Annotated in this window: 26 protein-coding genes and 1 pseudogene; 11 read left to right on the forward strand and 16 right to left on the reverse strand. The window is 61.3% G+C overall.

Annotated features, from left to right (window positions below):
• Nucleotides 1-108: 108 nt before the first annotated feature.
• From AC3A5O_RS10705 to AC3A5O_RS10715, 3 genes are read right to left on the reverse strand one after another with little or no spacing between them, the layout of a single operon-like run.
• Nucleotides 109-651: a DUF2937 family protein gene (locus tag AC3A5O_RS10705; RefSeq protein WP_305470159.1), complete on the reverse strand. Its 543-nt coding sequence runs from the start codon at nt 649-651 to the stop codon at nt 109-111.
• A gap of 12 nt (nt 652-663) precedes the next feature.
• Nucleotides 664-1,440 (reverse strand): class II glutamine amidotransferase, encoded by a 777-nt coding sequence (locus AC3A5O_RS10710; RefSeq protein ID WP_053120116.1) that lies wholly within the window; start codon nt 1,438-1,440, stop codon nt 664-666.
• Between the two features lie 32 nt (nt 1,441-1,472).
• On the reverse strand, nt 1,473-1,970 hold the full coding sequence (locus AC3A5O_RS10715) for an MFS transporter (RefSeq protein WP_460083176.1): 498 nt from the start codon (nt 1,968-1,970) through the stop codon (nt 1,473-1,475).
• 135 nt (nt 1,971-2,105) lie between these two features.
• On the opposite strand from AC3A5O_RS10715, the gene AC3A5O_RS10720 reads away from it, so the two are divergent.
• On the forward strand, nt 2,106-4,160 hold the full coding sequence (locus AC3A5O_RS10720) for a S9 family peptidase (protein ID WP_487753172.1): 2,055 nt from the start codon (nt 2,106-2,108) through the stop codon (nt 4,158-4,160).
• 247 nt (nt 4,161-4,407) lie between these two features.
• On the forward strand, nt 4,408-4,881 hold the full coding sequence (locus tag AC3A5O_RS10725) for a cyclic nucleotide-binding domain-containing protein (RefSeq protein WP_014337065.1): 474 nt from the start codon (nt 4,408-4,410) through the stop codon (nt 4,879-4,881).
• A gap of 59 nt (nt 4,882-4,940) precedes the next feature.
• Here AC3A5O_RS10725 and AC3A5O_RS10730 read toward each other — a convergent pair whose 3' ends face one another.
• Entirely contained in the window at nt 4,941-5,228 is a 288-nt protein-coding gene (locus tag AC3A5O_RS10730; RefSeq protein WP_072341345.1) for a hypothetical protein, read from the reverse strand.
• Nucleotides 5,229-5,300: 72 nt separating this feature from the next.
• On the opposite strand from AC3A5O_RS10730, the gene AC3A5O_RS10735 reads away from it, so the two are divergent.
• The 4 genes from AC3A5O_RS10735 (at nt 5,301) to AC3A5O_RS10750 (ending at nt 7,537) form a co-directional block, all read left to right on the forward strand.
• Nucleotides 5,301-5,987 (forward strand): spermidine synthase, encoded by a 687-nt coding sequence (locus AC3A5O_RS10735; RefSeq protein ID WP_072409852.1) that lies wholly within the window; start codon nt 5,301-5,303, stop codon nt 5,985-5,987.
• A gap of 48 nt (nt 5,988-6,035) precedes the next feature.
• The gene (locus AC3A5O_RS10740) at nt 6,036-6,410 is read left to right on the forward strand and encodes a YajD family HNH nuclease (RefSeq protein WP_003184246.1); all 375 of its coding nucleotides are present in this window, start codon (nt 6,036-6,038) and stop codon (nt 6,408-6,410) included.
• A 201-nt stretch (nt 6,411-6,611) separates the two neighbouring features.
• Nucleotides 6,612-7,082: an RNA methyltransferase gene (locus AC3A5O_RS10745; RefSeq protein ID WP_003198862.1), complete on the forward strand. Its 471-nt coding sequence runs from the start codon at nt 6,612-6,614 to the stop codon at nt 7,080-7,082.
• Between the two features lie 77 nt (nt 7,083-7,159).
• Nucleotides 7,160-7,537, forward strand: a complete 378-nt coding sequence (locus AC3A5O_RS10750) for a YgaP family membrane protein (protein WP_305491865.1) — start codon at nt 7,160-7,162, stop codon at nt 7,535-7,537.
• 124 nt (nt 7,538-7,661) lie between these two features.
• Here the strand turns inward: AC3A5O_RS10750 and AC3A5O_RS10755 are convergent, their stop codons facing one another.
• Entirely contained in the window at nt 7,662-8,891 is a 1,230-nt protein-coding gene (locus AC3A5O_RS10755) for a hypothetical protein (protein WP_487753173.1), read from the reverse strand.
• 31 nt (nt 8,892-8,922) lie between these two features.
• Nucleotides 8,923-9,372 (reverse strand): YcgN family cysteine cluster protein, encoded by a 450-nt coding sequence (locus tag AC3A5O_RS10760; protein ID WP_122566105.1) that lies wholly within the window; start codon nt 9,370-9,372, stop codon nt 8,923-8,925.
• Between the two features lie 159 nt (nt 9,373-9,531).
• On the opposite strand from AC3A5O_RS10760, the gene AC3A5O_RS10765 reads away from it, so the two are divergent.
• A complete protein-coding gene (locus tag AC3A5O_RS10765; RefSeq protein ID WP_305482976.1) occupies nt 9,532-10,125 on the forward strand; it encodes a nitroreductase family protein in 594 nt (197 codons plus the stop codon).
• Between the two features lie 141 nt (nt 10,126-10,266).
• Here the strand turns inward: AC3A5O_RS10765 and AC3A5O_RS10770 are convergent, their stop codons facing one another.
• The 6 genes from AC3A5O_RS10770 to AC3A5O_RS10795 all read right to left on the reverse strand — a co-directional run bounded on the left by AC3A5O_RS10770 (nt 10,267) and on the right by AC3A5O_RS10795 (nt 16,806).
• Nucleotides 10,267-11,199 (reverse strand): D-2-hydroxyacid dehydrogenase, encoded by a 933-nt coding sequence (locus tag AC3A5O_RS10770; RefSeq protein WP_305470152.1) that lies wholly within the window; start codon nt 11,197-11,199, stop codon nt 10,267-10,269.
• Nucleotides 11,200-11,323: 124 nt separating this feature from the next.
• Nucleotides 11,324-11,617 (reverse strand): YcgL domain-containing protein, encoded by a 294-nt coding sequence (locus AC3A5O_RS10775; RefSeq protein ID WP_122566102.1) that lies wholly within the window; start codon nt 11,615-11,617, stop codon nt 11,324-11,326.
• A complete protein-coding gene (gene rnd / locus AC3A5O_RS10780; protein ID WP_122566101.1) occupies nt 11,614-12,747 on the reverse strand; it encodes a ribonuclease D in 1,134 nt (377 codons plus the stop codon). The genes AC3A5O_RS10775 and rnd overlap by 4 nt, the downstream gene beginning before the upstream one ends.
• Nucleotides 12,748-12,868: 121 nt before the next feature.
• A complete protein-coding gene (locus AC3A5O_RS10785; protein WP_122566100.1) occupies nt 12,869-13,510 on the reverse strand; it encodes a class I SAM-dependent methyltransferase in 642 nt (213 codons plus the stop codon).
• Between the two features lie 68 nt (nt 13,511-13,578).
• Nucleotides 13,579-15,228, reverse strand: a complete 1,650-nt coding sequence (locus AC3A5O_RS10790; protein ID WP_305470148.1) for a phosphoethanolamine transferase — start codon at nt 15,226-15,228, stop codon at nt 13,579-13,581.
• 195 nt (nt 15,229-15,423) lie between these two features.
• Nucleotides 15,424-16,806: a glutamine synthetase family protein gene (locus tag AC3A5O_RS10795; RefSeq protein WP_487753174.1), complete on the reverse strand. Its 1,383-nt coding sequence runs from the start codon at nt 16,804-16,806 to the stop codon at nt 15,424-15,426.
• A gap of 521 nt (nt 16,807-17,327) precedes the next feature.
• Between AC3A5O_RS10795 and AC3A5O_RS10800 the strand changes: the two genes are divergently transcribed.
• A complete protein-coding gene (locus AC3A5O_RS10800) occupies nt 17,328-18,269 on the forward strand; it encodes a LysR family transcriptional regulator (RefSeq protein ID WP_122566097.1) in 942 nt (313 codons plus the stop codon).
• Here the strand turns inward: AC3A5O_RS10800 and AC3A5O_RS10805 are convergent.
• Both AC3A5O_RS10805 and AC3A5O_RS10810 read right to left on the reverse strand, forming a co-directional pair.
• A complete protein-coding gene (locus AC3A5O_RS10805) occupies nt 18,263-18,628 on the reverse strand; it encodes a 5-carboxymethyl-2-hydroxymuconate Delta-isomerase (RefSeq protein ID WP_122566096.1) in 366 nt (121 codons plus the stop codon). The two genes, AC3A5O_RS10800 and AC3A5O_RS10805, sit on opposite strands and share 7 nt — an antisense overlap.
• A 103-nt stretch (nt 18,629-18,731) precedes the next feature.
• Entirely contained in the window at nt 18,732-19,655 is a 924-nt protein-coding gene (locus AC3A5O_RS10810; RefSeq protein WP_122566095.1) for a LysR family transcriptional regulator, read from the reverse strand.
• Nucleotides 19,656-19,999: 344 nt separating this feature from the next.
• On the opposite strand from AC3A5O_RS10810, the gene AC3A5O_RS10815 reads away from it, so the two are divergent.
• The 3 genes from AC3A5O_RS10815 (at nt 20,000) to AC3A5O_RS10825 (ending at nt 21,668) form a co-directional block, all read left to right on the forward strand.
• Nucleotides 20,000-20,191, forward strand: a complete 192-nt coding sequence (locus AC3A5O_RS10815; protein ID WP_063322516.1) for a YegP family protein — start codon at nt 20,000-20,002, stop codon at nt 20,189-20,191.
• 200 nt (nt 20,192-20,391) lie between these two features.
• Entirely contained in the window at nt 20,392-21,198 is an 807-nt protein-coding gene (locus AC3A5O_RS10820; RefSeq protein ID WP_122566094.1) for an AraC family transcriptional regulator, read from the forward strand.
• 101 nt (nt 21,199-21,299) lie between these two features.
• Nucleotides 21,300-21,668, forward strand: a complete 369-nt coding sequence (locus tag AC3A5O_RS10825) for a cupin domain-containing protein (protein ID WP_305470144.1) — start codon at nt 21,300-21,302, stop codon at nt 21,666-21,668.
• An 11-nt stretch (nt 21,669-21,679) separates the two neighbouring features.
• Here the strand turns inward: AC3A5O_RS10825 and AC3A5O_RS10830 are convergent.
• Both AC3A5O_RS10830 and AC3A5O_RS10835 read right to left on the reverse strand, forming a co-directional pair.
• A pseudogene (locus tag AC3A5O_RS10830) lies at nt 21,680-21,841 on the reverse strand (phytanoyl-CoA dioxygenase family protein); the annotation flags it as partial.
• A 96-nt stretch (nt 21,842-21,937) separates the two neighbouring features.
• Nucleotides 21,938-22,726 carry a methyl-accepting chemotaxis protein gene (locus AC3A5O_RS10835; protein WP_436278737.1) on the reverse strand — a complete coding sequence of 263 codons (789 nt, stop codon included), beginning with the start codon at nt 22,724-22,726 and terminating at the stop codon, nt 21,938-21,940.
• Between the last annotated feature and the right edge of the window lie 13 nt (nt 22,727-22,739).

Here is a 22,739-nt window from a genome sequence, read left to right on the forward strand (position 1 = left end):
ACTACGCCTTCTTCCTGAATCCATTGGTTCCTCCTGAGGATAGGTCAGAAGGTGTAAACCTTATTCAGGACGAGACACTCGCCACAAAAAAGCCCTATGAGCCGAGCATCAGAGCCCGCGCAGGTTGCGCTCTTCGATCGGTCGGCTCTGGCGCAGGCGCTTGCCGCCCAGCACCACCCAGTCGATCAGGCGGAACAGGCATTCCAGGCCAAACGACAGCAACATCGCGCCGCTGATGCCCCAGACCATGGCCTCGGGGGTCAGCAGGATCTGGTAACTGTAGCCGTTCCAGGTTTCCTTGCGGATGTCCGGATCGGCGGCCAGCGCCACTTGCAGCAGGCGGATGTACCATGGGCCCTGCATCGCCTGGAATTGCTTGTCCAGGGCCTGCTGGCGCACGAGCAAAGTGTTCAGGCTGTCGGCATCGCTGCGAAAGATCGGGTCCTCGCTGGCACGGTAATGGGCCACCAGGGCCTGCATGTCACCTTTGAAGAACTGGTTGGCGGTGCCCTGGAAACCTTGCAGGCCGGTCTGCGCCTCGATCAGGTGAGCCTCGACCCGCTTGGCGTAATCATTGATGAAGCCCGGCACCTGGACCCCAACCAACAGGCCCACCGCGAACAACACCAGCCGTAGATAACTGAGCAACATAACGTGACGTCCTTATTCGGTCCGGCCGTGGCTGACGCATTCGCCGCGTCGCCACAGGCTCCATTGGCCCGGTTCGTAGCGGGTCCAGGTTTCGTTTTCGGTCAAGGGTTCGGTGGCGATCACCGTGACCACGTCATTGGGCGTGGTTTCGGCCTGGAAATCGACAATCACATCCACGTCCTTGAGACGCGCCGGGCCGAACGGCGCGCGACGGGTGATCTGGGCCAGTTTGGTCGAGCAATAGCAGAACAGCCAGTCGCCATCGCTAAGCAGGCAGTTGAACACGCCTTTGCTGCGGTATTCGGTGCAAGCCTCGATCAACGACGGTAGCAGCTGTTCCACCTCTACCGGTTCCGGGAAGGCCTGGCGCACGCGGTTGAGCAGATCGCAGAAAGCCGCTTCGCTGTCGGTGTCGCCCACCGGACGGTAGAAGCTCACGCCCGGTTGGAAATCGGCGAGCTGGCCGTTGTGGGCAAAACACCAATTGCGGCCCCACAACTCACGCACGAACGGGTGGGTGTTGGACAGGCAGACCTTGCCGACGTTGGCCTGGCGAATATGCCCGATCACCACTTCGCTCTTGATCGGATAACGCTGTACCAGGTTCGCCACTTCCGATTCGCTGCTGGCAGCCGGATCCTGGAACAGGCGCAGGCCACGGCCTTCATAGAAGGCGATGCCCCAACCGTCCCGGTGCGGCCCGGTCTTGCCGCCGCGCTGCATCAGCCCGGTGAAGCTGAACACGATGTCGGTCGGCACATTGGCGCTCATGCCCAGTAACTCACACATGCTCGAACTCTCGCTTCAAGGGGCAGGCCTGCTTACAGGCGCGGTTCGATACGCGAACGCTGGGGGTTGCTCGGCACGGGCGGGCGACCGTAGCGGTCATCACCGGCCACGCCGAACGGTGGCTCATCCTCGGGCTCTTCGGTCGCGGCGGCGGCTTTTGCGGCGGCAGCCCGCTCCTTGCGCGCATTGGCGGCCCGCTCGATGGGGAAGCGGATCAGCACGATCACCAAGTAAAGGCCGAAGGCGATCATGCCATACATGAGCAGATCGGACGCCGCCCGCCAGACGTTGTTGCCAACCTTGAACAAGATGTCCAGGGCGACAATGGCCAAGGCTGGGGCAACTTTGTCCTTCACCGGGTCGACGACGGTGGGGCTGAACAGCAACACCGCCATCAACAAGCGCAGCGGCTCGCGCAACCAGCGCCACATCCAGCGGGTCATACGCATCCACACCAGTAGGCAGCCCAGGGCGGCGAAGGCGTAGAGGCCCCAGGCGATCAGATAGTCATTCTCGGTCATGGTGTCCATGGCAAGGCAGGCAAAGAGACGCTTATAGTAACGGCTTTTCACGCGTCAGGCTGCCCCGGCGTCTGGCGAATGGCCTGTGTGGTGGCTTCTGTCCAGGCCGCGTGTCCCTTTTTGTACAACGTTCGAGAGCCTTTCATGTCCCTATCTGCCCACGTTTCCAACGCCCCGATTGCCCGCAAGGACGCCGGCGTTGACCCGTACGCCTGGCTGCAGGAACGCGACACCGACGACGTGCTCGACTACCTCAAGGCGGAAAACAGCTATCAGGAGGCGCAACTCGCCGATCAGGCGGAACTGCGCGAAACCCTGTTCCAGGAAATCAAGGGGCGTATCCTCGAGACCGACCTGTCCCTGCCCTCGCCCTGGGGTCCGTACCTGTACTACACCCGCACCACGGCCGGCGACGAATACCCGCGCCATTACCGTTGCCCGCGCCCGACCGATGACAGCCTGACCGTGGACGAAAGCCGCGAACAACTGCTGCTGGACCCGAACGCGTTGGCCGGCGGCGGTTTCTTTGCCCTGGGCGCCTTCAGCATCAGCCCCGACCACCAGCGCCTGGCCTACAGCCTGGACACCACGGGCGATGAGATCTACACCCTGTTCGTGAAGGAATTGTCCAACGACAAGGTCAGTGAACTGTCCTTCGACGATTGCGACGGCAGCATGACCTGGGCCAACGACAGCCTGACGCTGTTTTTTGGTGAGCTGGACGAGACCCATCGTCCTCACAAACTCTGGCGCTATCGCCTGGACGGTACGGCCGCCGAGCAAGTGTTCCATGAGCCGGACGGGCGCTTCTTCCTGCATTGCTATCGTTCGAGCTCGGAAAAGCAGTTGATCCTGTCCCTGGGCAGCAAGACCACCAGCGAAGTCTGGGTGCTGGACGCCGCGCAACCGCAACAGCCCTTCACTTGCCTGGCGCCACGCCTGGAAAACCACGAATACGACGTCGACCACGGCCGGCTCGATGGCCAATGGACCTGGTTGATCCGCAGCAACCGCGACGGGATCAACTTCGCCCTGTACCAGGCTGCCGACACCGGCGTGACGCCGACCGAGGCCGACTGGCAAAACCTGATCCCCCACAGCGACACGGTGATGATCGACGGCCTGAGCCTGAACGCCGGGGCCATGACCCTGAGCCTGCGCGAGGGCGGCCTGCCGATCATCGAGGTGCATCCCCAGGGCTTGCCGGCGTATCGGGTGCAGTTGCCGGACGCGGCCTACAGCCTGCATGTGCAGAACAGCCTGGAATTTTCCAGCGAGCGCATCCGCCTGCGCTACGAGGCCCTGAACCGCCCGGCGCAGATCCGTCAGTTGGACCTGGCTAGCGGCGCGCAGGTCGTGCTCAAGCAAACCCCGGTGCTGGGGCCGTTCGACGCCGATGCCTACGTCAGCCAGCGGCTCTGGGCGACGGCAGCGGACGGCACCCAGGTGCCCATCAGCCTGGTGGTCAAGCGCGAAGCCCTTGGCCAGCCGGTGCCGCTGTACTTGTACGGATATGGCGCCTATGGCGAAAGCCTCGACCCGTGGTTTTCCCATGCGCGGCTGAGCCTGCTCGACCGTGGTGTGGCGTTTGCCATTGCCCACGTGCGCGGCGGCGGTGAGTTGGGGGAAGCCTGGTATCGCGCCGGCAAACAGGAGCACAAGCACAACACCTTCAGCGACTTCATCGCCTGCGCCGAACATTTGATCGCCAACGGTTTCACCACCGCTGACCAACTGGCGATCAGTGGCGGCAGCGCCGGCGGCCTGCTGATCGGCGCGGTGCTCAATCAACGTCCGGAGCTGTTCAAGGTGGCGATTGCCGAAGTGCCGTTCGTCGATGTGCTCAACACCATGCTCGACCCCGACCTGCCGCTGACCGTCACCGAATACGACGAATGGGGCAATCCAGAGGAGCCGGACGTTTATGATCGGATCCGGGCCTACGCCCCGTACGAAAACGTCCGCGCCCAGGCGTACCCGGCGCTGTTGGTGATCGCCGGTTACAACGACAGCCGCGTGCAGTACTGGGAAGCGGCCAAGTGGGTGGCGAAATTGCGCGCCACCAAGACCGACGACAACCCCCTGCTGCTCAAGACCGAACTGGGCGCCGGCCACGGTGGAATGAGCGGGCGTTACCAGGGATTGCGTGACGTAGCGCTCGAATATGCATTTGTCTTGAAGGTTTTGGGGTTGGTCTGAGGAACTCCATCGGATCGCTGGGTCTTAGCTCCATGCGCAAGGCTCTGAGACAACTAAAATCCAATGTGGGAGCGAGCCTTTGTGGGAGCAAGGCTTGCCCGCGATACAGGCGACTCAGTTCTGTCTGTCAGATCAAGCTGATGCCATCGCGGGCAAGCCTTGCTCCCACAAGAGTCTGTCCCAAAGATCTGCTTACACCCGGGCCAACCTGAACCCGTAACAAACACAAGAAAAAGACCGTGACGACATGTCAGAACCGACCTTACTGAACAAAGAAATCCGCGACTGGCTGATGGACTGCGGTCTGTTCGACCAGTTGCTGCCCGTCGACTTCGCCGCGGCGTCGGGCTATTTCAGCATCAGCGCCATCGCCGAGGGCGAAGCGATTTTCCGCGAGGGCGATGCCGGCAGCTTCATGTGCATCATCCACACCGGCCAGGTGGCCGTGCAGAAAACCGGCCCCGACGGCCAACCCGTGACCATCGCTACCCTGCGCAGCGGTCGGGCCTTCGGCGAAATGGCCGTGCTCGACGGCGAACGGCGCTCGGCCAGTTGCATCGCCGCCAGTGATTGCCAGTTGCTGAACCTGGGCAAGGACTCCCTGGAAAAAATGCTCAACGACGCCCCCAAGATCGCCGCCAAGATCATCCGCGCCCTCGCCGTCTCCCTGTCCAAGCGCCTGCGCATGGCCGATGGGCAGTTGTTGTCGCAGCAGGTCTGACAGCAACCATTAAACCTGCAGGAGCTCGCTCCCACAGGTTATTGCGTCGTGTCGAGGATTTACCCCCCCGGCGACTTGGCCTTCACCGGCTTCGGCTCCATGCCCGGTATCGGCTGGTCCTTGGGCGGCTTGGGCATTTCAATGGGCGGCAGCAAGGGCGGTCCACCGCTTCCCGGGCCAGCCTTGGGCACACCGTTGGGTGTGACCGGCGGATACGGCATCGGGGTAGCAGTGCCCGGCGACCCTGGGATGCTGGGCGGGTTGACCGGAATCGTCGGTTGTTGAGCCTGGGCGCAACTTATTGAGAGCGCCGCCAGGGCAATGGCCGTTAGAATGATGCACTTCATCAATGGCTCCGTGGCTATTGTCTGCTTTAAGGCTAGTCGTTACCGCGCGGTTTGCCCTCCTATGAGATTTCCATGAAACGTTTCGTTCTGCTCGACACCACGCCCATCCCTGATAACGGCGGTGCCCTGTGCCTGTTCGAGTACGGCGAAGACTTCGTCATCAAGATCCAGGGCGGTGACGGCGGGCAGTTGATGAACACCCGCATGCACGGGTCCGAAGACGCCCTGGCGGAGATTCCTTGCCGCAAGGTCGCCGGTCGTCCTGGCTCACGCGTGCTGATCGGCGGCCTCGGCATGGGCTTCACCCTCGCTTCGGCCCTCAAGCACCTGGGCAAGACTGCCGAAGTGGTGGTGGCTGAGCTGGTGCCCGGCGTGGTGGAGTGGAACCGTGGCCCCTTGGGTGAAAAAGCCGGGCGGCCGCTGGCGGACCCGCGCACGGTGATCCGCCTGGAAGACGTGGCCAAGGTGCTGCAAGCCGAACCCCAGGGGTTCGACGCGATCATGCTCGATGTCGACAACGGCCCGGAAGGCCTGACCCAGAAAGCCAACAGTTGGCTGTACTCGGCCGGAGGCCTGGCCGCCTGCGCCAAGGCCCTGCGGCCCAAGGGCGTGCTGGCGGTATGGTCGGCCAGCGCCGACCGGCAGTTTTCCGACAAACTGAAGAAAGCCGGCTTCAAGGCCGAAGAGGTGCAAGTGTTCGCCCATGGCAACAAAGGCACCCGCCACACCATCTGGATTGCCGAGAAACTCAAGGGCTGAGCTAAACTGTGCCCAACCGTCATCAGTCTTTTTTACAAAGGTGAACCCATGAGTTCGTCAACGCCACCGTCCAACACCGCCAAGCTGGACCGTATCCTCGCCGATGCCCAGCGCGATCGGGAGATGGGCTACCGCGACAAAGCCCTGAAAATGTACCCCCATGTCTGTGGCCGCTGCGCCCGTGAGTTTTCCGGCAAGCGCTTGAGCGAACTGACCGTTCACCATCGCGACCACAACCACGACAACAACCCCCAGGACGGTTCCAACTGGGAATTGTTGTGCCTGTACTGCCACGATAACGAGCACTCGCGCTACACCGACCAGCAATACTTCGGCGACGGCTCCCTGAGCACCCCGAAAATCGCCAAGGCGACCCACAACCCCTTTGCCGCTTTGGCTGGGTTGATGAAGAAAGACGAGTAACTGGTACCACCAAAGAAATTACAGTCTGTCAGGCCGCCATCGCGAGCAAGCTCGCTCCCACAGTGGATCTCCAGCGTTCACGCCCCCTGTGGGAGCGAGCTTGCTCGCGATGGCGATCAAACAAACACCACACATCTCGAACCTGACCACCCTCCCCCATTCCCCGTATAATCGCGCCTTTTCCCCAAAGGCACCCCGCCCGTGGCCAACAAACGCTATAGCTGCATCGGTCTGTTCAACCCCAAGTCACCGGAAAATGTCGGTTCGGTCATGCGTGCCGCCGGTTGCTACGGCGTGGCGTCGGTGTTCTACACCGGCAAGCGCTATGAGCGCGCCGCCGACTTCGTCACCGACACCAAGAAAGTCCATTACGACATCCCGCTGATCGGCATCGACGACCTGAAGAAAATCCTGCCCCTGGGCTGTGTGCCAGTGGCCGTGGAGCTGGTGGAAGGCGCACGTCCGCTGCCCGAATACACCCACCCGGACCGGGCGCTGTACATCTTCGGCCCGGAGGACGGTTCGCTGGACAAGGACATCCGCGACTGGTGCGAGGACGTGGTGTACATCCCCACCACCGGCTGCATGAACCTGGCCGCCACGGTCAACGTCGTGCTGTATGACCGCATGGCCAAAGGCAACAACACCCGCTCAGGGCCGCAATTCCGCTGATCGGTGCGATATTCGATTGAACGAGGCAATCGCTCAGGCAGTCAGTTTTATACCAATCCCCACACTGGAGACAGATCATGAGCGATAACAATCCGTTCGAGCCGATTGAGAGCACCCCTTTCCAATCCCATCCGCCACAAAACGTGCACGGCTGGGAACGCGTTGGCTCACTGGCCGGCGGTGTGCTGATGATGGGCAAGGGCTTGCGTCGTGGCGGGGTGATCGGCCTGGCTCAACTGGCGATCGGCGGCCTGGCCCTGGCGCGGGGGATCACCGGACATTGCTCGGCCAAGAGCCTGCTGGAAAAGAATCGCCAGAATCTGCACAGCGCGCGCACCCGGATCGAGCAGGCCGGTGAGGAGCTGAGTCGCCTGAAGGCCAATGCCGAGGCGGCGACGAGCACGGCTACGGTGACGGGGAATGATTCGTTGAATTCGCCCAAAGTTGGGCTCTGATTTTTTGCGGTGGAGCTGATGGCCTCATCGCGGGCAAGCCTTGCTCCCACAGGATCGAGTCGTACCCTATAGTTCATCCGGCGAAGATTCAGTGTGGGAGCAAGGCTTGCCCGCGATAGCGATATTACTGAAGTAACTGGGTATCCAGCACTGCAGAGTTCCCACCCAGGACACTTTCACTGAGCTGCACAAACTCCTGGGTATCGACAGTTTCCAAGCGCATCGCCCCCTGCAACACATCATCCAGCGAACGCTTGTTGCGGGTCTTCAGGCGAATCTCGCGGTCCAGTTCCTGCAACAGCAACACCGCCTTGGCCACCGCCGCCGGGCTGATCTGCTCGCCGCGCAAGGTGGTGACACCCTTGCTCTCGCGGGCGAGTCGTTCGTTCAAGGTCTGGTAGCGCTCATCACTCAGGCCGCCGGCGCGGCGGAGCAGTTCGATGGCGTAGTACTCGGTCAGCCCCTCACTGATCCAGTCGCTACGGTCCTGATCATTGACCCGGGCCAGCGCCTGCACCAACTCCCGCAACAACGGGCTGCTGCCCCGCTCGCTGACCAGCGGCGGTCGGCTGTGCAGGTAAATCGAGTCGTGGCCGGCCTGAGCGCCACGCCACAGCGGATCGCCAGCGCCGACAATCAGCAGCTTGCCCGGATAGCGCGGTACCAGCGCTTGCACCTGCGGCCAGACGAACGTCAGCAGCGTCAGCACATCCATCCGGCGCGTGCCCTGGCCCTGGGGCGAGGCCACCGTCACCTCGGTTTCGCCCAGGCGTGTGCGGCGGCTGCCGAGTTTGCCGGCGAGCATCCAGCCAGTGGGACGGTCGAACAACCGCGAGGGATTGTCGATGCGAAAACGTTGCTTGCCGATGCGCGGCCAGGGAGTCTCGATGCTTTTCCAGCCGTCGGGCAATTCCACCTCAAGACGGGCCACCAGTTCGACGCCATCCTGCTGGTCGAGCTTGGCCGACGGCACCAGATCGTCGCCACGCAGCAACGCCCACGTCGGGGTCATGCGGGTTTCGAAGGTGGCGTTCTTGCGGACATGGCTGATGCGCACACGGTAGCTCAGGCTGGCCTTGTCGGCGGCCGGACGCCAGACGCCACGCGCCTCCTTGCCGGGAGTGAGCTGCCATTGACCGTCGGCTTTGAAATCGCTGTAGCGGCTGCCGTCGCCGAGGTCGAAATCCAGGCTGCGCACCGCAGAACCCCGGGCCAGGGTCAGGCGTACCTCGGCCTGATCGCTCTGTGGCAATAAATGTACGTGATAATCCAGGTCGACTTTCTGCGCCGCCCACAACGGCCCGCACACCGCCAGCAGCCCGGCCGCCAGCATCCGTTTCAATCCTGCAGCCATGGGTTCTCCCTGGTGGTGCGCCGCCGGTGGTTCAGCCAGCGCGGAAAATCAGATGATCTTCCCAATCGTCTTCCGGCACGCTGCCTTCGGCCAGCATGCGCCCGGACTGGGAAATGCGTTCGTGGTGCACGGCATCGCGATCGCCGCAGACCAGGTGGTGCCACAACGGCAAGTCCTTGCCCTCGCTGACCAGCCGATAACCGCAGGTCGGCGGCAACCATTTGAATTCATCGGCCTTGCCCGGCGTGAGCTGGATGCAATCGGGCACGAAATCACGGCGGTTGGGGTAGTCGGTGCACTGGCAGGTTTTCAGGTCCAGCAGTTTGCAGGCGATACGTGTGTAGTAGACGCTGTTGTCGTCTTCGTCTTCGAGCTTTTGCAGGCAGCACAGGCCACAGCCGTCGCACAGCGATTCCCACTCCTGCGGATCGAGCTGATCGAGGGTTTTGCGTATCCAGAACGGTTCGACTTTGGCGGCCATGGCTCGAGCATCAACATCAGGTGGTGAAAAGGCCGACAGTCTAGTGCCGGGACCTCGTCAGGCCAAGCATTGGCGACTGTCGGTAGGCAGGGGCTTGTCAGGCCGGGCGGCGGGACGTAGGTTTCTGATTGTCTTTCCAAACTCGAGCCAGGTAAGCCCATGAGCGCCAATTCCCGCATTGCCGATTACGCGATTCACCCTCAGTTCATCGAACGCTGGTCGCCCCGTGCGTTTACCGGCGAAAGCATTGCCGAAGAAACCTTGCTGAGCTTCTTCGAAGCCGCGCGCTGGGCCCCTTCGGCCTACAACTCACAACCATGGCGCTTCCTGTACGCACGGCGCGACACGCCGAATTGGGAGCGCTTCCTGGGTTTGCTCAACGAGTTCAACCGCGGCTGGGCCCAACACGCTTCGGCGTTGGTGATCATCGTCTCGAAAACCACCTTCGCGGTGCCCGGTGCCACCGAGGAAACCCCGGCGCAGTCCCACACCTTCGACACCGGCGCGGCCTGGGGCCACCTGGCACTGCAAGCCAGCCTCAGCGGCTGGCATACCCATGGCATGGCCGGTTTCGACCAGGAACTGACCCGCAAGGAACTGAAGATCCCGGAAGGCTACGCCCTGCACGCCGCCGTGGCGATTGGCAAGCTGGGAGACAAATCGACCCTGGCCGAGTACCTCCAGGCCCGCGAAGTCCCAAGCCCGCGCCGGCCGTTGAGCGAACTGGTGGCGGAAGGCGACTTCAGCCTGTAACCCCATTTTGTGACCGCTGAAGACTCCCCTGTGGGAGCGAGCTTGCTCGCGATGGCGTCAGATCAGCCACTTTGATGTCGACTGACCCACCGCTATCGCGAGCAAGCTCGCTCCCACACTGGATCATGCTGAATCCGGGGGTCAGTAACCCCGGCTGAAATCCACTTCCCCGCGCAGTGCTTCGCCCGCCTGGTAGGCCCGCAGGTTTTCCAGGAACAATTGCACCATCATCGGTGGCGAGGTCGGTGCCGAGCTGTGGCCGGTCAGCAGCAAGCCCCAGGCGGTCCAGAACGGATGGCGCTGTGGCAATGGCTCCTGGCGGCAGACGTCGATCACCGCACCGGCCAGGTGCCCGTCCTTCAGGGCTTGCACCAGGTCCGCATCCACCACCGCCACGCCGCGGCCGACGTTGATGAACAACCCGCTCGGCTTGAATTGCTTGAACAGCGCCGCGTCGTAGATGTCATGGGTATCCGGCGTATTGGGCAGCAAATTGATCACGTAATCCATTTCGCCCACCAGACGGGGCAAGTCCTTCAACGCCCCGACTTCGATAAACGGTGCCAACGCCCTGGCTTCGCTGGCGATGCCATACAGCTGCACACCGAACGGCATCAGGAACTGCGCCACACGCTGGCCGATGTCCCCCGTCCCGACGATCAACACCTTGCGCCCAGCCAGGCCTTGGCCCTGGCGATTGTCCCACTTGCGCTCGACCTGGCTGACCAACCGGGCCAGCACCTCACGCTCATGGCCGAGCATGTAGGTGAGCACGTACTCAGCCATCACCTGGCCAAAAATGCCCACCGCACGGGTCAGGCGGTAATCGCGGCTCAAGCCATCGGCCAGCAGCGGCGTGATGCCCGCCCAGGTCGATTGCAGCCAACGGGGCTGGTGGCCTTGACGCAACAGGGTGGCCAGCAGATCAGGCTGGCCGAGCCAGACCGGACAATCGGTGGCCAGCCGCGACAGTTCGGCGGAATCGCCGCTGGTCAGGACTTCAATATCGGGTGCAGCCTGACGCAGAAGCTGGGCGTACACCGCGTGATCGTGTTCGGCAATCAGAACGCGCATGAATCAAACCTTTCAAAAACAGTGCAGACGACCGCCGGCAGAGTGTCGCTCCATCCCTGCGATCGTCGTCAATAAATCATTCCAGTGTTACAAAAGGCACCCAGGACAGGTGCCCCCATTACCGTCAGACCGGGTCGTTGCGGCGCAGCAACTCTTCGGGCAAATGCTCGATGTACTCGTCTTCGGCCGGCGGCATCTGCAAGTGATAACCCTGGGTGTCGAGGTTTTCCAGCACTTTGTTGATGTCTTCCCGGGACAGCTCCCGCTCGGGGCTCAGCACCAGGTCGAAGGCATGGATCGCCTTGCCAAAGGCGGTCATCAAGGGCTCGGGCACACGCTTCAAGGCATCGCTCTTGAGCACATACAGGTACATCTCGTTTTTCTTCGAGCTGCGGTAGATGGAGCAGATACGTTTCAAGGCTGTTCTCCGGCAGTGGCCAGGCTGTCGAGCAGCGCCTGGCCCATCAATTCGCGGCGCCAGCCACGCAACGAATCGGGCAATTGGTAAGGCCCCTCGGGGAAGCCGCTCTTGATCAGCGCTTCGAGGGTTTTCTTGCGCAGCATCAGCTCCGGGGCGATCTCCAGGCGCTCGGCTTCAGCCTGCCCCAGCGCCCGCAGGCGCTTGACCAGGGCCGCAGCCTCGATGGGCAATGGCTCGGCCACGGCCGGCGGCCATTGCTCGGGCGCAATGCTGGCGGCGCGCTGGATCAGGTCCAGCAGAAACTGGCCGTCCTGGCGCACGGTACGCGGGTGCATGTCTTCAATCTTCGCCAGTGCGCCGAGATTATCCGGCTGGGTGCGGGCCAGGGGCCACAGCGAGTGCTCGCGGATGATGCGGTTGCGCGGCAGGTCACGGGCCCGCGCCTCGCGTTCGCGCCAGGCGCACAACTCGCGCAGCACGGCCAATTGGGCGCGGGACAGTTTCCAGGCCAGCTTGGCCTCGCGGTAAACCTCGTACGGGTCGACTTCGCGACGCAGGTTGGCCACCAGTTCGGCGCCATCCTCCAGGACCCAGCGGTATTTTTCGTCGGAAAGCTTCGGGCGCAGTTCTACGAAAACTTCCGCCAGATGCACGGCATCTTCTGCCGCGTAGCTGATCTGCGTCTCGGACAGAGGTCGTTGCAACCAATCGGAACGGGTCTCGCCCTTGGGCAGCTCGATGCCCAGCACTTCCTGCACCAGCCGCGAATAGCCCATGGAGAAACCCAGGTTCAGGTAGGCAGCGGCCAATTGGGTATCGAACAGCGGCGCGGGCAGGCTACCGGTCAGGCGCAGCAGCACTTCAAGGTCTTCGCTGCAGGCGTGCAACACCTTGAGCACTGCCGGGTTTTCCAGCAGGGCGGCCAAGGGTTGCCAATTGTCGATGGTCAAGGGGTCGATCAGGTAGGCACGCTTGCCGTCGCCGATCTGCAATAAACCGGCAATGGGATAAAAAGTGTCGACCCGCATGAATTCGGTGTCGAGGGCGACGAATGGCAGCTGTTGCCACTCGGCGCAAAACTGACCGAGGCTATCGTTGTCGCGAATCCAGTGAATATCGATGGCCACACGGCTCTCCCTTGAAGAATGGCGCGCAGTATATATCGCCGCTGGCGATTGCGAGCATCCATAGAGCAGCCCCTTAAGAGAAATCGCCTGCGAAAAAGCAAGAATAGTCCTACATCAAGACTTAACCGGTCTTACGCAACACATAAACACGCGTCAGCGCAAAACCGGGCAGGAAATCCTGGTACCACAGCACGCTGAAACCGGCCTGGCAGAACTCGGCTTCTACACCGGCCTTGTCGGCCAGGTTCCGTTGCGGCGCCTGGCCGATCTTGAGGCGTCCTTCGATTTGCACCGAAACGATCACCGTGTCGCGACTGACCCGATGAAACTCGCGCAACAGCGCCAGGCGATGCTCGCTGGCACTGACGTGGCGAAACAGTTGCAAACAGAAAATACAATCCACCGCGTTGGCCGACAGCCCGATGGTGAACGCCGAACTCGGAAAGGTCTTGACCCGCTGGAGCAACGCGCCGCCATGGTGGGTGAGCGCGTGCTCGAGCATGTCCGGCGACGGGTCCGTCGCCAGGATCACCCGGTTGGCATGCTCGGCCAATACCGGCCAGAACCGCCCCGCCCCACAGGCCACATCCAGCACCAGCCCCGGCTCACCCGCCATCTTCAGAGCGTTGCGCACCATGTGCTCGTCGCGCCAGAACGCCAGGCGCAAGCGGCGCGGTGCCAGCCGATGGCAGACCTGCGCATGTTCCTGGTCATGCTGCCGGGCGAACTCAAGTTCGACGGTGGATGGGGGTAACCCGGACATACAAACGACTCTTGGAATAGATTGGATGACAGGTTAACCAACCTTGCGTGAAAAAAAGGTCCAGGCGCTCACTCCCGCGCCAGGACACCGTCAATCACCGCACCGCGACAGTTGGCGAACAGGTCCAGGTCGCGGTTGTAGACCTGGCTGTTGACTTCCAGCAGCCCGAGCATCGAGTGGAACAGGTTGTCCTGGCTCAAGGGTTTTTCCCGGCTCAGTTGCAAGCAATGGGTGTCGACCGAAAAGGATTTCTGATAGCTGTCGGAAAACCAGGCCAGCATCGCCACGTGTTTCTGTTGCTCCGGGGCGAGCATGTAGGGCGTGCCATGGAGAAACAGGTTGTATTCACCCAGGGACTCGCCATGGTCCGACAGGTACAGCATGGCCGTGTCGACCTTGTCCTGGTTGGCCCGCAGCAGATCGATCAAGGTCGACAGCACGTGATCGGTGTACACCAGCGTGTTGTCGTAGCCATTGACGATGCTCTCGCGGCTGCAATTGTTCAGCGCGTTGCTTTCGCACACCGGGGTGAAATGCTCGTACTCCTTGGGGTAGCGCTTGAAGTACTCAGGCCCGTGACTGCCCATCTGGTGCAGCACCAGCACCGTGTCCTTATCAAGCGTGTCGATGAAATGCTGCAGGCCCTGGAGCAGGATCTCGTCGCGGCACTCACTGTTGGCGCACAGGGCCGGGTCCTTGAGATTGCTGACATCCTGCAGCGTGACCCGGTCGCAGGTGCCCTTGCAGCCGGACTGGTTGTCCCGCCAGATCACCTCCAGCCCAGCGCGCTTGAGTACATCCAGCAAGCCCTCTTCATTCTTGGCGACGCTGGCGTCGTAGTTCTTGCGCCCCATGTTGGAAAACATGCAAGGCACCGACACGGCGGTTTCGGTGCCGCAGGAATGCACGTCGGTGAAGGCGATCAGGCCGGCCTCTTTGTCCAGTGTCGGCGTGGTGTCGCGGTTATAACCGAGGATGCCGAAGTTCTCGGCCCGGGCACTCTCGCCCACCACCAGGACGGTCAGGGATTTGCGGCCGTGGGTTTGCCAGGCCGGGTTGCGGCTCGCGTCTTCGCCCAAGGTGATGAACGGCTGCTTGGCCGATGCGACCTGTTCACGCAAGTACCCGAGCGAAGCACCGATGTAGTTGCTCGGCACGACCATCAAGCGCAATTCGTGGTGGTTACGAAACAATGAAGACAGGCCTTGGTAGTTGGCCAAGGCGACCAGGCCGATCACCGCGGCCGAGACCACGCCGACCAGCAACTTACTTAATAATGCTTTGGGCCAACTGCGGTAGTTGATCGGAGTCTTTAACAACAACCAGCACGGCAAGACACCCAATAAGCCGATATAGACAAACAACTTCAGCGACAACAGATCACGGACTTCCGTGGCATTGGTTTCAGCGAAGTTGCGCAACATGCCGGCATCGATCAGTACGCCATATTGGGCCATGAAATACGCCACGCCAGCACTGATCAGGAACAGCAACATCAGCACGGGCTTGAGCAGCGGACGGAAGGCCACGAGCGTCAACACCAGGTTGAACGCGCAGAAGATCATCAGCCCAAACGCCACGCACATCAGCAGGCCCCGGGCGTCAGCCGTGGTGATCGCCAGCAAGTGTTGCCAGAGCACGATATTGAAGCCCACTAACAAAAAGGCACTGGCGGCCAGCGTCACCCACTCGGGGCGCACGGCTTTAATAGTCAGCATGATGGTTGACGGTTTCCTGAAGTTGCTCTTTTAAAAAGAATTTGCCGCAGGAAATGTGAAAAATTCATTTCCTACGGCAACACAAACTTTAGGTAGCGCACCATCAATTTTTCGTGAAAAAGTTGCTATTAAATAATTATTTAAGCAGCAAGCCATAAGCGGCAAGCCTGATCTGCTTGAAGCTTGAAGCTGCCCTCAAGCCTGATTCATATACCAACGCCAATCCTGCTCCCCGACTTCCCCCATGAACTGACGGTACTCGGCGCGCTTGACCGCCAGATAGACACCGAGGAATTCATCACCAAACGCTTCTCGCGCCCAAGTCGAAGCCTCGAGGGCGCGCAGCGTGGTGAGCCAGTCGGTGGGCAGCAATTCGGTCGCCTGGGCGTAGCCGTTGCCTTCGACAGGTTTACCGGGATCACACTGTTCACGTATACCGCGATGAATGCCGGCCAATATCGCCGCCGCTGCCAGATAAGGGTTGGCATCGGCGCCACAGATACGATGCTCGATGTGCCGTGAGAACGCCGGGCCGCCCGGCACCCTCAGGCTCACGGTGCGATTGTCCACGCCCCAAGTGGCGGCCAGAGGTGCGTAGCTGTTGCTTTGGAAACGTCGGTAGGAATTGGCGTTCGGACAAAACATCAACAACGAGTCGAGCAAGGTGTCGAGCATCCCGCCCACGGCATGGCGCAGCAGCGGCGTGCCGTCAGCGGCTTCGCTGGCAAACAGGTTGTGGCCGTCACGGTCCGCCAGGCTGACATGCAGGTGCATGCCCGAGCCCGCCAAGTGCTCGAACGGCTTGGCCATGAAACACGCCTGCATGCCGTGCTTGTGGGCCACGCCCTTGACCAGCCGTTTGTAGCGCACCGCTTCATCCATGGCTTGCAAGGCATCGCTGCGGTGTTCGAGGGTGATCTCCACTTGCCCCGGAGCGTATTCGGAAATCGCGGTCCGGGCCGGAATGCCTTGCAGCTTGCACGCGGCGTACAGGTCGGCCAGGAACGGCTCGATCTGCTCCAGCTCACGCAAACCATAGACCTGGGTGGCCCGCGGTCGACCACCGTCAGCGTCCCGCGCCGGCTGCGGCCGACCTTGGCTGTCGCGTTGGGCGTCCAGCAGATAAAACTCCAGCTCCGCCGCCATCACCGGGTAATAACCGTCGGCCTGCAAGCGCTCGATCACCTGGCTGAGCAGATGACGCGGATCGGCGATGGTCGCCGGCAGGCCTTCCTGGGGATGCATGCTGACCTGCACCGCGGCCGTAGGCATCAACCGCCACGGCATGCGCTGCAGGCTGCCGCTGATGGGATAGGCGCGGCAATCGATGTCACCGACGTCCCACACCAACCCGGAGTTTTCCACATCATCGCCATTAAGGGTCAGCCCGAGAATCGTACTGGGCAATGGCCGGCCACTTTCGTAGACCGCCAACAGCTCGTCCCTATGCAACAACTTGCCCCGGGGCACGCCGTTGCTATCGAGAATGAACAACTCGAACAGCTCGATATCCGGGTTTTGCGCAAGGAACGCCTGGGCGTGTTGCACGGGTGCGAAAGAAAGCTTGGAAAGGCTCATGAGAAGGCTCGTATTTCCATGTCGGACGGGCGACAAGGCACCGTCAGTCTGTGCTCGCCATTGAGCGAACACGGTGAATGATCAACAGGCAATACGAGTATCTGGAGGACGCGCATGACGGCAATGCCAGAGCGCCCAAAAGGCCAATTCGGAGGGGAGCGCGCTGAGGGCTGGGGCCATGGCAGGCAGGAACCTGCCGACCGGATCGACGGCGGTGGGTGAAGGAGATCTGAATGCCAGGGGCCAACCGTCCATGAGCGCATCACAGGAGACACATCGGGCAAGCGTCCCACGGCACCTTGGGCGGTTAAACCTGGATTTGATGGAGCTTGGATTGCCGCTAACTAAACATAAGCAAACGCATCAGTCGTTGATCAAGACGTCGTGCTCCCTACACTATCTGTCCCGTTCCCGACCATGAAAACGCCTGCCTGGCATTCTCTTGGTACCATCGTTCCGTTAGGATCATCAGCCTGGTTTGCGCAAGATCCGCGCAAGGAGCACAGCGAGAGACAGAACGGATGCTGAACAGTAACGCCCTCAGAAAGCTCGACATGCAGGACCTCATGGTGTTTAGCGCCGTGTACGAGCAAAGCAGTGTCACCGGCGTGTCCGAGGCATTGTGCGTCAGCCAGTCAACCGTCAGTTATTGCCTCAAGAAACTGCGAACCTGTTTCGAGGACGAGTTGTTTATCAACACCCGCACCGGCATGCGCCCCACTTGTAAGGCCGAGGGCATGTACGATCATGTGCGCGGCATTTTGCAGAGCATCAACCTGTGCCATGCCGGTCCGCCAACCTTTGATCCGACACGGCAAGCCATTACCTTCAATATTGGCGCACCGGAATATTTCGAACACCTGATCCTGCCGCAGCTGCTGCATGGCTTCGATTACGCCAAGCTGCCGGTGGTGGTGAACGTGCACAAGCTTGAAGCCGACAATCCCGCAGAGGAGTTGCGCGACGGCAGCCTGGACCTGGCGATCTGCTTCGGCCCGAACGTGCACCGCAACCATGCCGACTTCAAATTCCGGCAGTTGTTGGAGGAGGACCTGGTTTGCGTCGTGGACAAACGGGCGACGCCACTTGAACCACAGCTGAGCCTTCAATCTTTCGTACAGCGCCGACACGTGTTTCCGACGCCCTGGGCGTCAGCGACCAACAGGGTGGATGGTTGGCTGTCGCAGCAGGCGCATCAACGGCAAATCGCCGCGCGCGCCAACAGCTACAGTGCCGCACTGAAAATGATCACCGGCACCGACTTTATCCTGACCCTGCCCCGCCGCATCCAGAAGCTGCTGGCCAACGAGGCGATTTTCAATCACCACGAAGCGCCCAAGGGCCTACCGGGGTTTACCTTGAACATGCAGTGGAGCCCGGCCCTCGATCAGGACAGTGCCAACGCCTGGCTACGCGAACAGATCATCAAAGCCTGCGCCCACGTAGCACCTGATCGTCATTGACCGATCAAGGCCTTGGCATAAGGCTCTCGGTCGATGTCGAGAATCTCCACGCACAGCTGCACGCTGACCTCGGCCGGCCATGGCCCCAGGTCCTGGATCACCGCCAGTAGGCTAGCGGACAGTTGTTTCTTGATTTCCACCGAGCGGCCGCTGAGCAAGGCCAGCTTCACGTGCACGAAACCCCGTTCGCCTATCCCTGTACCCACTCGAAAAGTCTCGAGCTTCACGGCCCGGCTCTTGACGTCCAACTCGGCGCCGAATTGACCGGAGAGCACCAGTGCATTGTTCAGGCGCATCAGTGCGACCTCGGCATTCAGCTGGGGCAGGTTGGCGGTGTATTCCATGTGCAGGTGAGGCATGTGTTCGACTCCGATTCGAAAAGATGACGAGGGGGTTTCAGCCGGCACAACCTTACCTCGACTTGATTCGTTCAGGCAGGTTTTGTTTCGGTGCGGGCCGGGGTCAGGACTGTTCCAGCGGCACGCGTTCGCCCATGAACGCCTCCAGCCGCGACCGCAACCAGCGCTCGGCCGGGTCACTGTCGACATGGCTCAGCCAGACCATGGACAAATCCAGGGTCGGGGTCTTGAAGGGAAAAGGTTCGTTGAACAGGTGCCCCGAAGCGGCCATGGCAGCAGCGGTATAGTCCGGCAGGCTGGCGATCAGGTCGGTGCCGGCCAGCAACGCCGGCAATGCGCTGTATTGCGGCACCGACAGCACGACCTGGCGCGTGCGTCCGATCTCGGCCAGCCATTCGTCAGCGAACCCGGCAACGTTCGCGGTATGGGAGACCAGCACATGAGGCCGCGAGCAGTACTCGTCCAGGGTCAGCGGCGTGTCCGACGCATCGGCGCGCAACACGCGAGGCTGGATGTGGCGCAACAGCTTGCGCTTGGCGTTGGCCGGCAAGCCGCGCGTCTGGCTGATACCCACAGTGATATCGCCCGATGCCAGCAAATCGGGAATGCGCCAGTAATCGACATGCTGGACCACGAACACGATTTGCGGCGCCTCTTGCCGCAAGCTGCTCAACAGCGGCGGCAACAAGCCGAACTCGACGTCGTCCGACAGGCCGATGCGAAACGTCATGGTGCTGTTGGCGGGATCGAAATCGTGGGTCAGGCTCAAAGCCACCGACAGCGAATCGAGCGCCGGCGAGAGATGCCGGATGATTTCCTCGGCCCGGGCCGTCGGCTCCATGCGGTGGCCGACGCGAATGAACAGCGGGTCATTGAACATTTTGCGCAAACGATTGAGGGCCGAGCTGATGGTCGGCTGGCCCAGGAACAGTTTTTCCGCCACTCGCGTCACGTTGCGCTCAAGCATCAGCGTTTCGAAAACCACCATGAGGTTGATGTCGGCCTTGCGCAATTCGTTGCGGTTCATCCACTGCCCCCCGATTCCTTGATGGGATGCAGTGTAGAAACGCCGGGGGTTGTGCGTCTATGCGCGAAAAGGCGAAGCGCCTATGTAATACCGTCAAAGAACTTGGAAGAGGCACCCTCGCCACAGTGAAAAGCCTATTTCAGGGATTGAACAGAAATGCCGACCTCATGTTCGCGACATGACTTTTTTCCTGAAAGGGTCGAATACCCGGTCCGGGCCATGCCCAGCAATATTTGATAACCAATGGAAACGAATTTCCCATAGCCAAAACCACCCACTTCGCTAGGCTTGCAGCCACATGTTCAATGCATGTCTTGAGTGAATGAATCGCAGGGAGCGAACCGATGTATTTTGAGATCTATCGACAGACCCGAGGCACCCCGAGCACCGGAAAAGGCCAGTGGCGCTGGCGCTTGAGGGCCGGCAACCACGAAACGATCGCCAGTGGCGAATCCTATGTGAACAAGAGTGACTGCCTTCACGTTATCCGGCTGATCAAGAATGTCCAGGGTGAGACGCCGGTAAAAGAGATCTGAACTGTGGCGAGGGAGCTTGCTCCCGCTGGCCTGCGAAGCGGCCCTATGATTTTGCGGTCGCTGCGCAATCGAGCGGGAGCAAGCTCCCTCGCCACAGGTTTATTCGCCTCAAGTAAACAGTGCTGCAGCCTGAGCTTTTTTGCTGTGACGAAGGTCACCCGGCAGGTAGGGTATACGGACAAAAGCAGGAGGCCGGTGCAATGACTCGATCCATCCACAACCGCGACTGGCTGGTGCGAGCGCCTGAATCGAGGAAAATGGAACGCATCGAGGCCTATTTCAGCGGGCATGGCTACACCACCCATCGCCATGACACCTACGCCATCGGCATCACACTTTCCGGCGTGCAGAGCTTCAACTATCGCCACACTAAACGCCACAGCCAACCCGGCGGCACCATTGTCCTGCATCCGGACGAGGTGCACGATGGTGAAGCCGGGACGAGCGAGGGGTTTCGCTACCGGATGTTCTACATAGAACCGTCGGTGATCCAGCACGTGTTGGGGGGCAAGGCATTGCCCTTCATCGAAGGAGGATTGTCCAGCGATCCTCGCCTCAACATCGCGACCCGTCGATTATTGAACAGCCTGGATCATCCCCTCGACCCGCTGGAAGAAGAAGACGCCATCTACGATGTAGCCCAGGCACTGGACACCGCGGCGGGCAACAGGCGTGGACGGCGGCTGATCGACTACCCGGCGGCAGAGCGTGCCCGTCTGTTCATCCACGATGCCCTCGACCAGACGATCACCCTGGACGATCTGGTGCAGGCCAGCGGCAGGGATCGATGGAGCCTGTCCCGGGATTTCCGGGCGCTGTACGGCACCAGCCCCTATCGCTACATCACCCAGCGTCGCTTGAATGAAGCCCGGCGCCTGGCCTTCCACGGCACGCCATTGAGCGAAGCGGCCCTGGCCTGTGGTTTTTTCGATCAGAGCCACATGACCCGGCTGCATACCCAGGCCTTCGGTATTTCACCGGCACGCTGGCTGAACATGTTGCGCTAAGACAGCGACTGCGCGCCGCAAAAAGCTGCACGATCATCCAATACGCACGCAGGCTCGAACCATAAAGTAGGACGCACCACCCCACCAAGGAGCATGCCTCGATGACCCGTTATGCCCCCATCAACTTCGCTCAGAAATACACCCTGTTCCAAGAACAATGGGCACCGAAAGTCGTGGCCGAAATGAACGATTACCAATTCAAGATCGCCCGGCTCGAAGGCGACTTCGTCTGGCACGCCCACGCCGATACGGATGAAACCTTCATCGTGCTGGAGGGCGAGCTGCGTATCGACTTTCGCGACGACGCAGTGACAATTGGCCCGGGCGAGATGTTCGTGGTCAAAAAAGGCGTCGAGCATAAGCCCAGCGCCGCAGAGGAAGTGAAATTGCTGCTGATCGAGCCACGCGGCGTCCTCAATACCGGCGAAGAAACCAATGAGCGAACGGCGGTCAACGATGTGTGGATCTGACTGAGCCAGGCTCAATCGTATTCAGCGTCCTGATGGCCCCCCAGCAACCGCCGTTGACGAGGTGTCGCGGCGGCCAGGACCTCAGGATTGAACTGCCAGTGCAGATAAGGTGAGAACTTCTGCGCGACCATCCGCCGACCGTAGTGCACCTGGAGCAGGTAGCGCGTGCGGTCGACGATCTGCCCGGCATTCAACACACCGGGCAGCAGGACAAAGCCCTGCTATGCAGGGCTCGCAGGTGGTCGTCAGTAGACGCGACACCACCGGTTTCAGGTGCGGAAGCGACCGACCAGCCCTGCCAGGTTTTGCGACAGCGTGGAAAGCTGTCGGCTGGCGTGCATGCTCTGGGCGGAATTGGCGGCTGCTTCGTTGGACAAGTCGCGGATGTCGGAGATGTTGCGGGCAATTTCTTCGGTGACGCTGCTCTGCTCCTCGCAAGCGCTGGCGATCTGTGCGGCCATGTCGTTGATCCGCTGGATCGAACCGCCAGTACCGCTGAGCACCTGATCGACACCCGCCGCACGTTCGACGCTGTCCCGGGCCTTGCTGCTGCCCACATGCATGGCTTGCACAGCCTTGGCGACACCGCTCTGCAACCGCTCGATGCGAACCTGAATGTCCTTGGTCGAATCCTGGGTGCGGGCCGCGAGCGCCCTGACTTCATCGGCCACCACGGCAAAACCACGGCCCTGCTCACCGGCCCTCGCGGCTTCGATGGCGGCGTTCAGCGCAAGCAGGTTGGTTTGTTCGGCGATACCACGAATCACCTCGAGCACGGCACCGATACTGGAAGTTTCCTGGGCCAATGCCTCGATCGTGCCCGAAGCGCTCTCCACTTCCTGGGCCAACTGGCGGATCGATTCGATGGTACTGCTGACCACCTCGGCGCCGTCACGAGACTGGCTGCTCGCCTGTTGCGCGGCACCCGAGGCGTTCGCCGCGTTATGTGCAACTTCATGCACCGCCGCGCTCATCTGAGTGGCGGCGGTACTGACCTGATCGAGCGCCGCATGCTCGCTGCTGATCAACCGGTCATTCGTCGTGGCCATGTCGGCCATGGCGCGCGCCGCG

The organism is Pseudomonas sp. Soil_N_39, assembly GCF_057655955.1.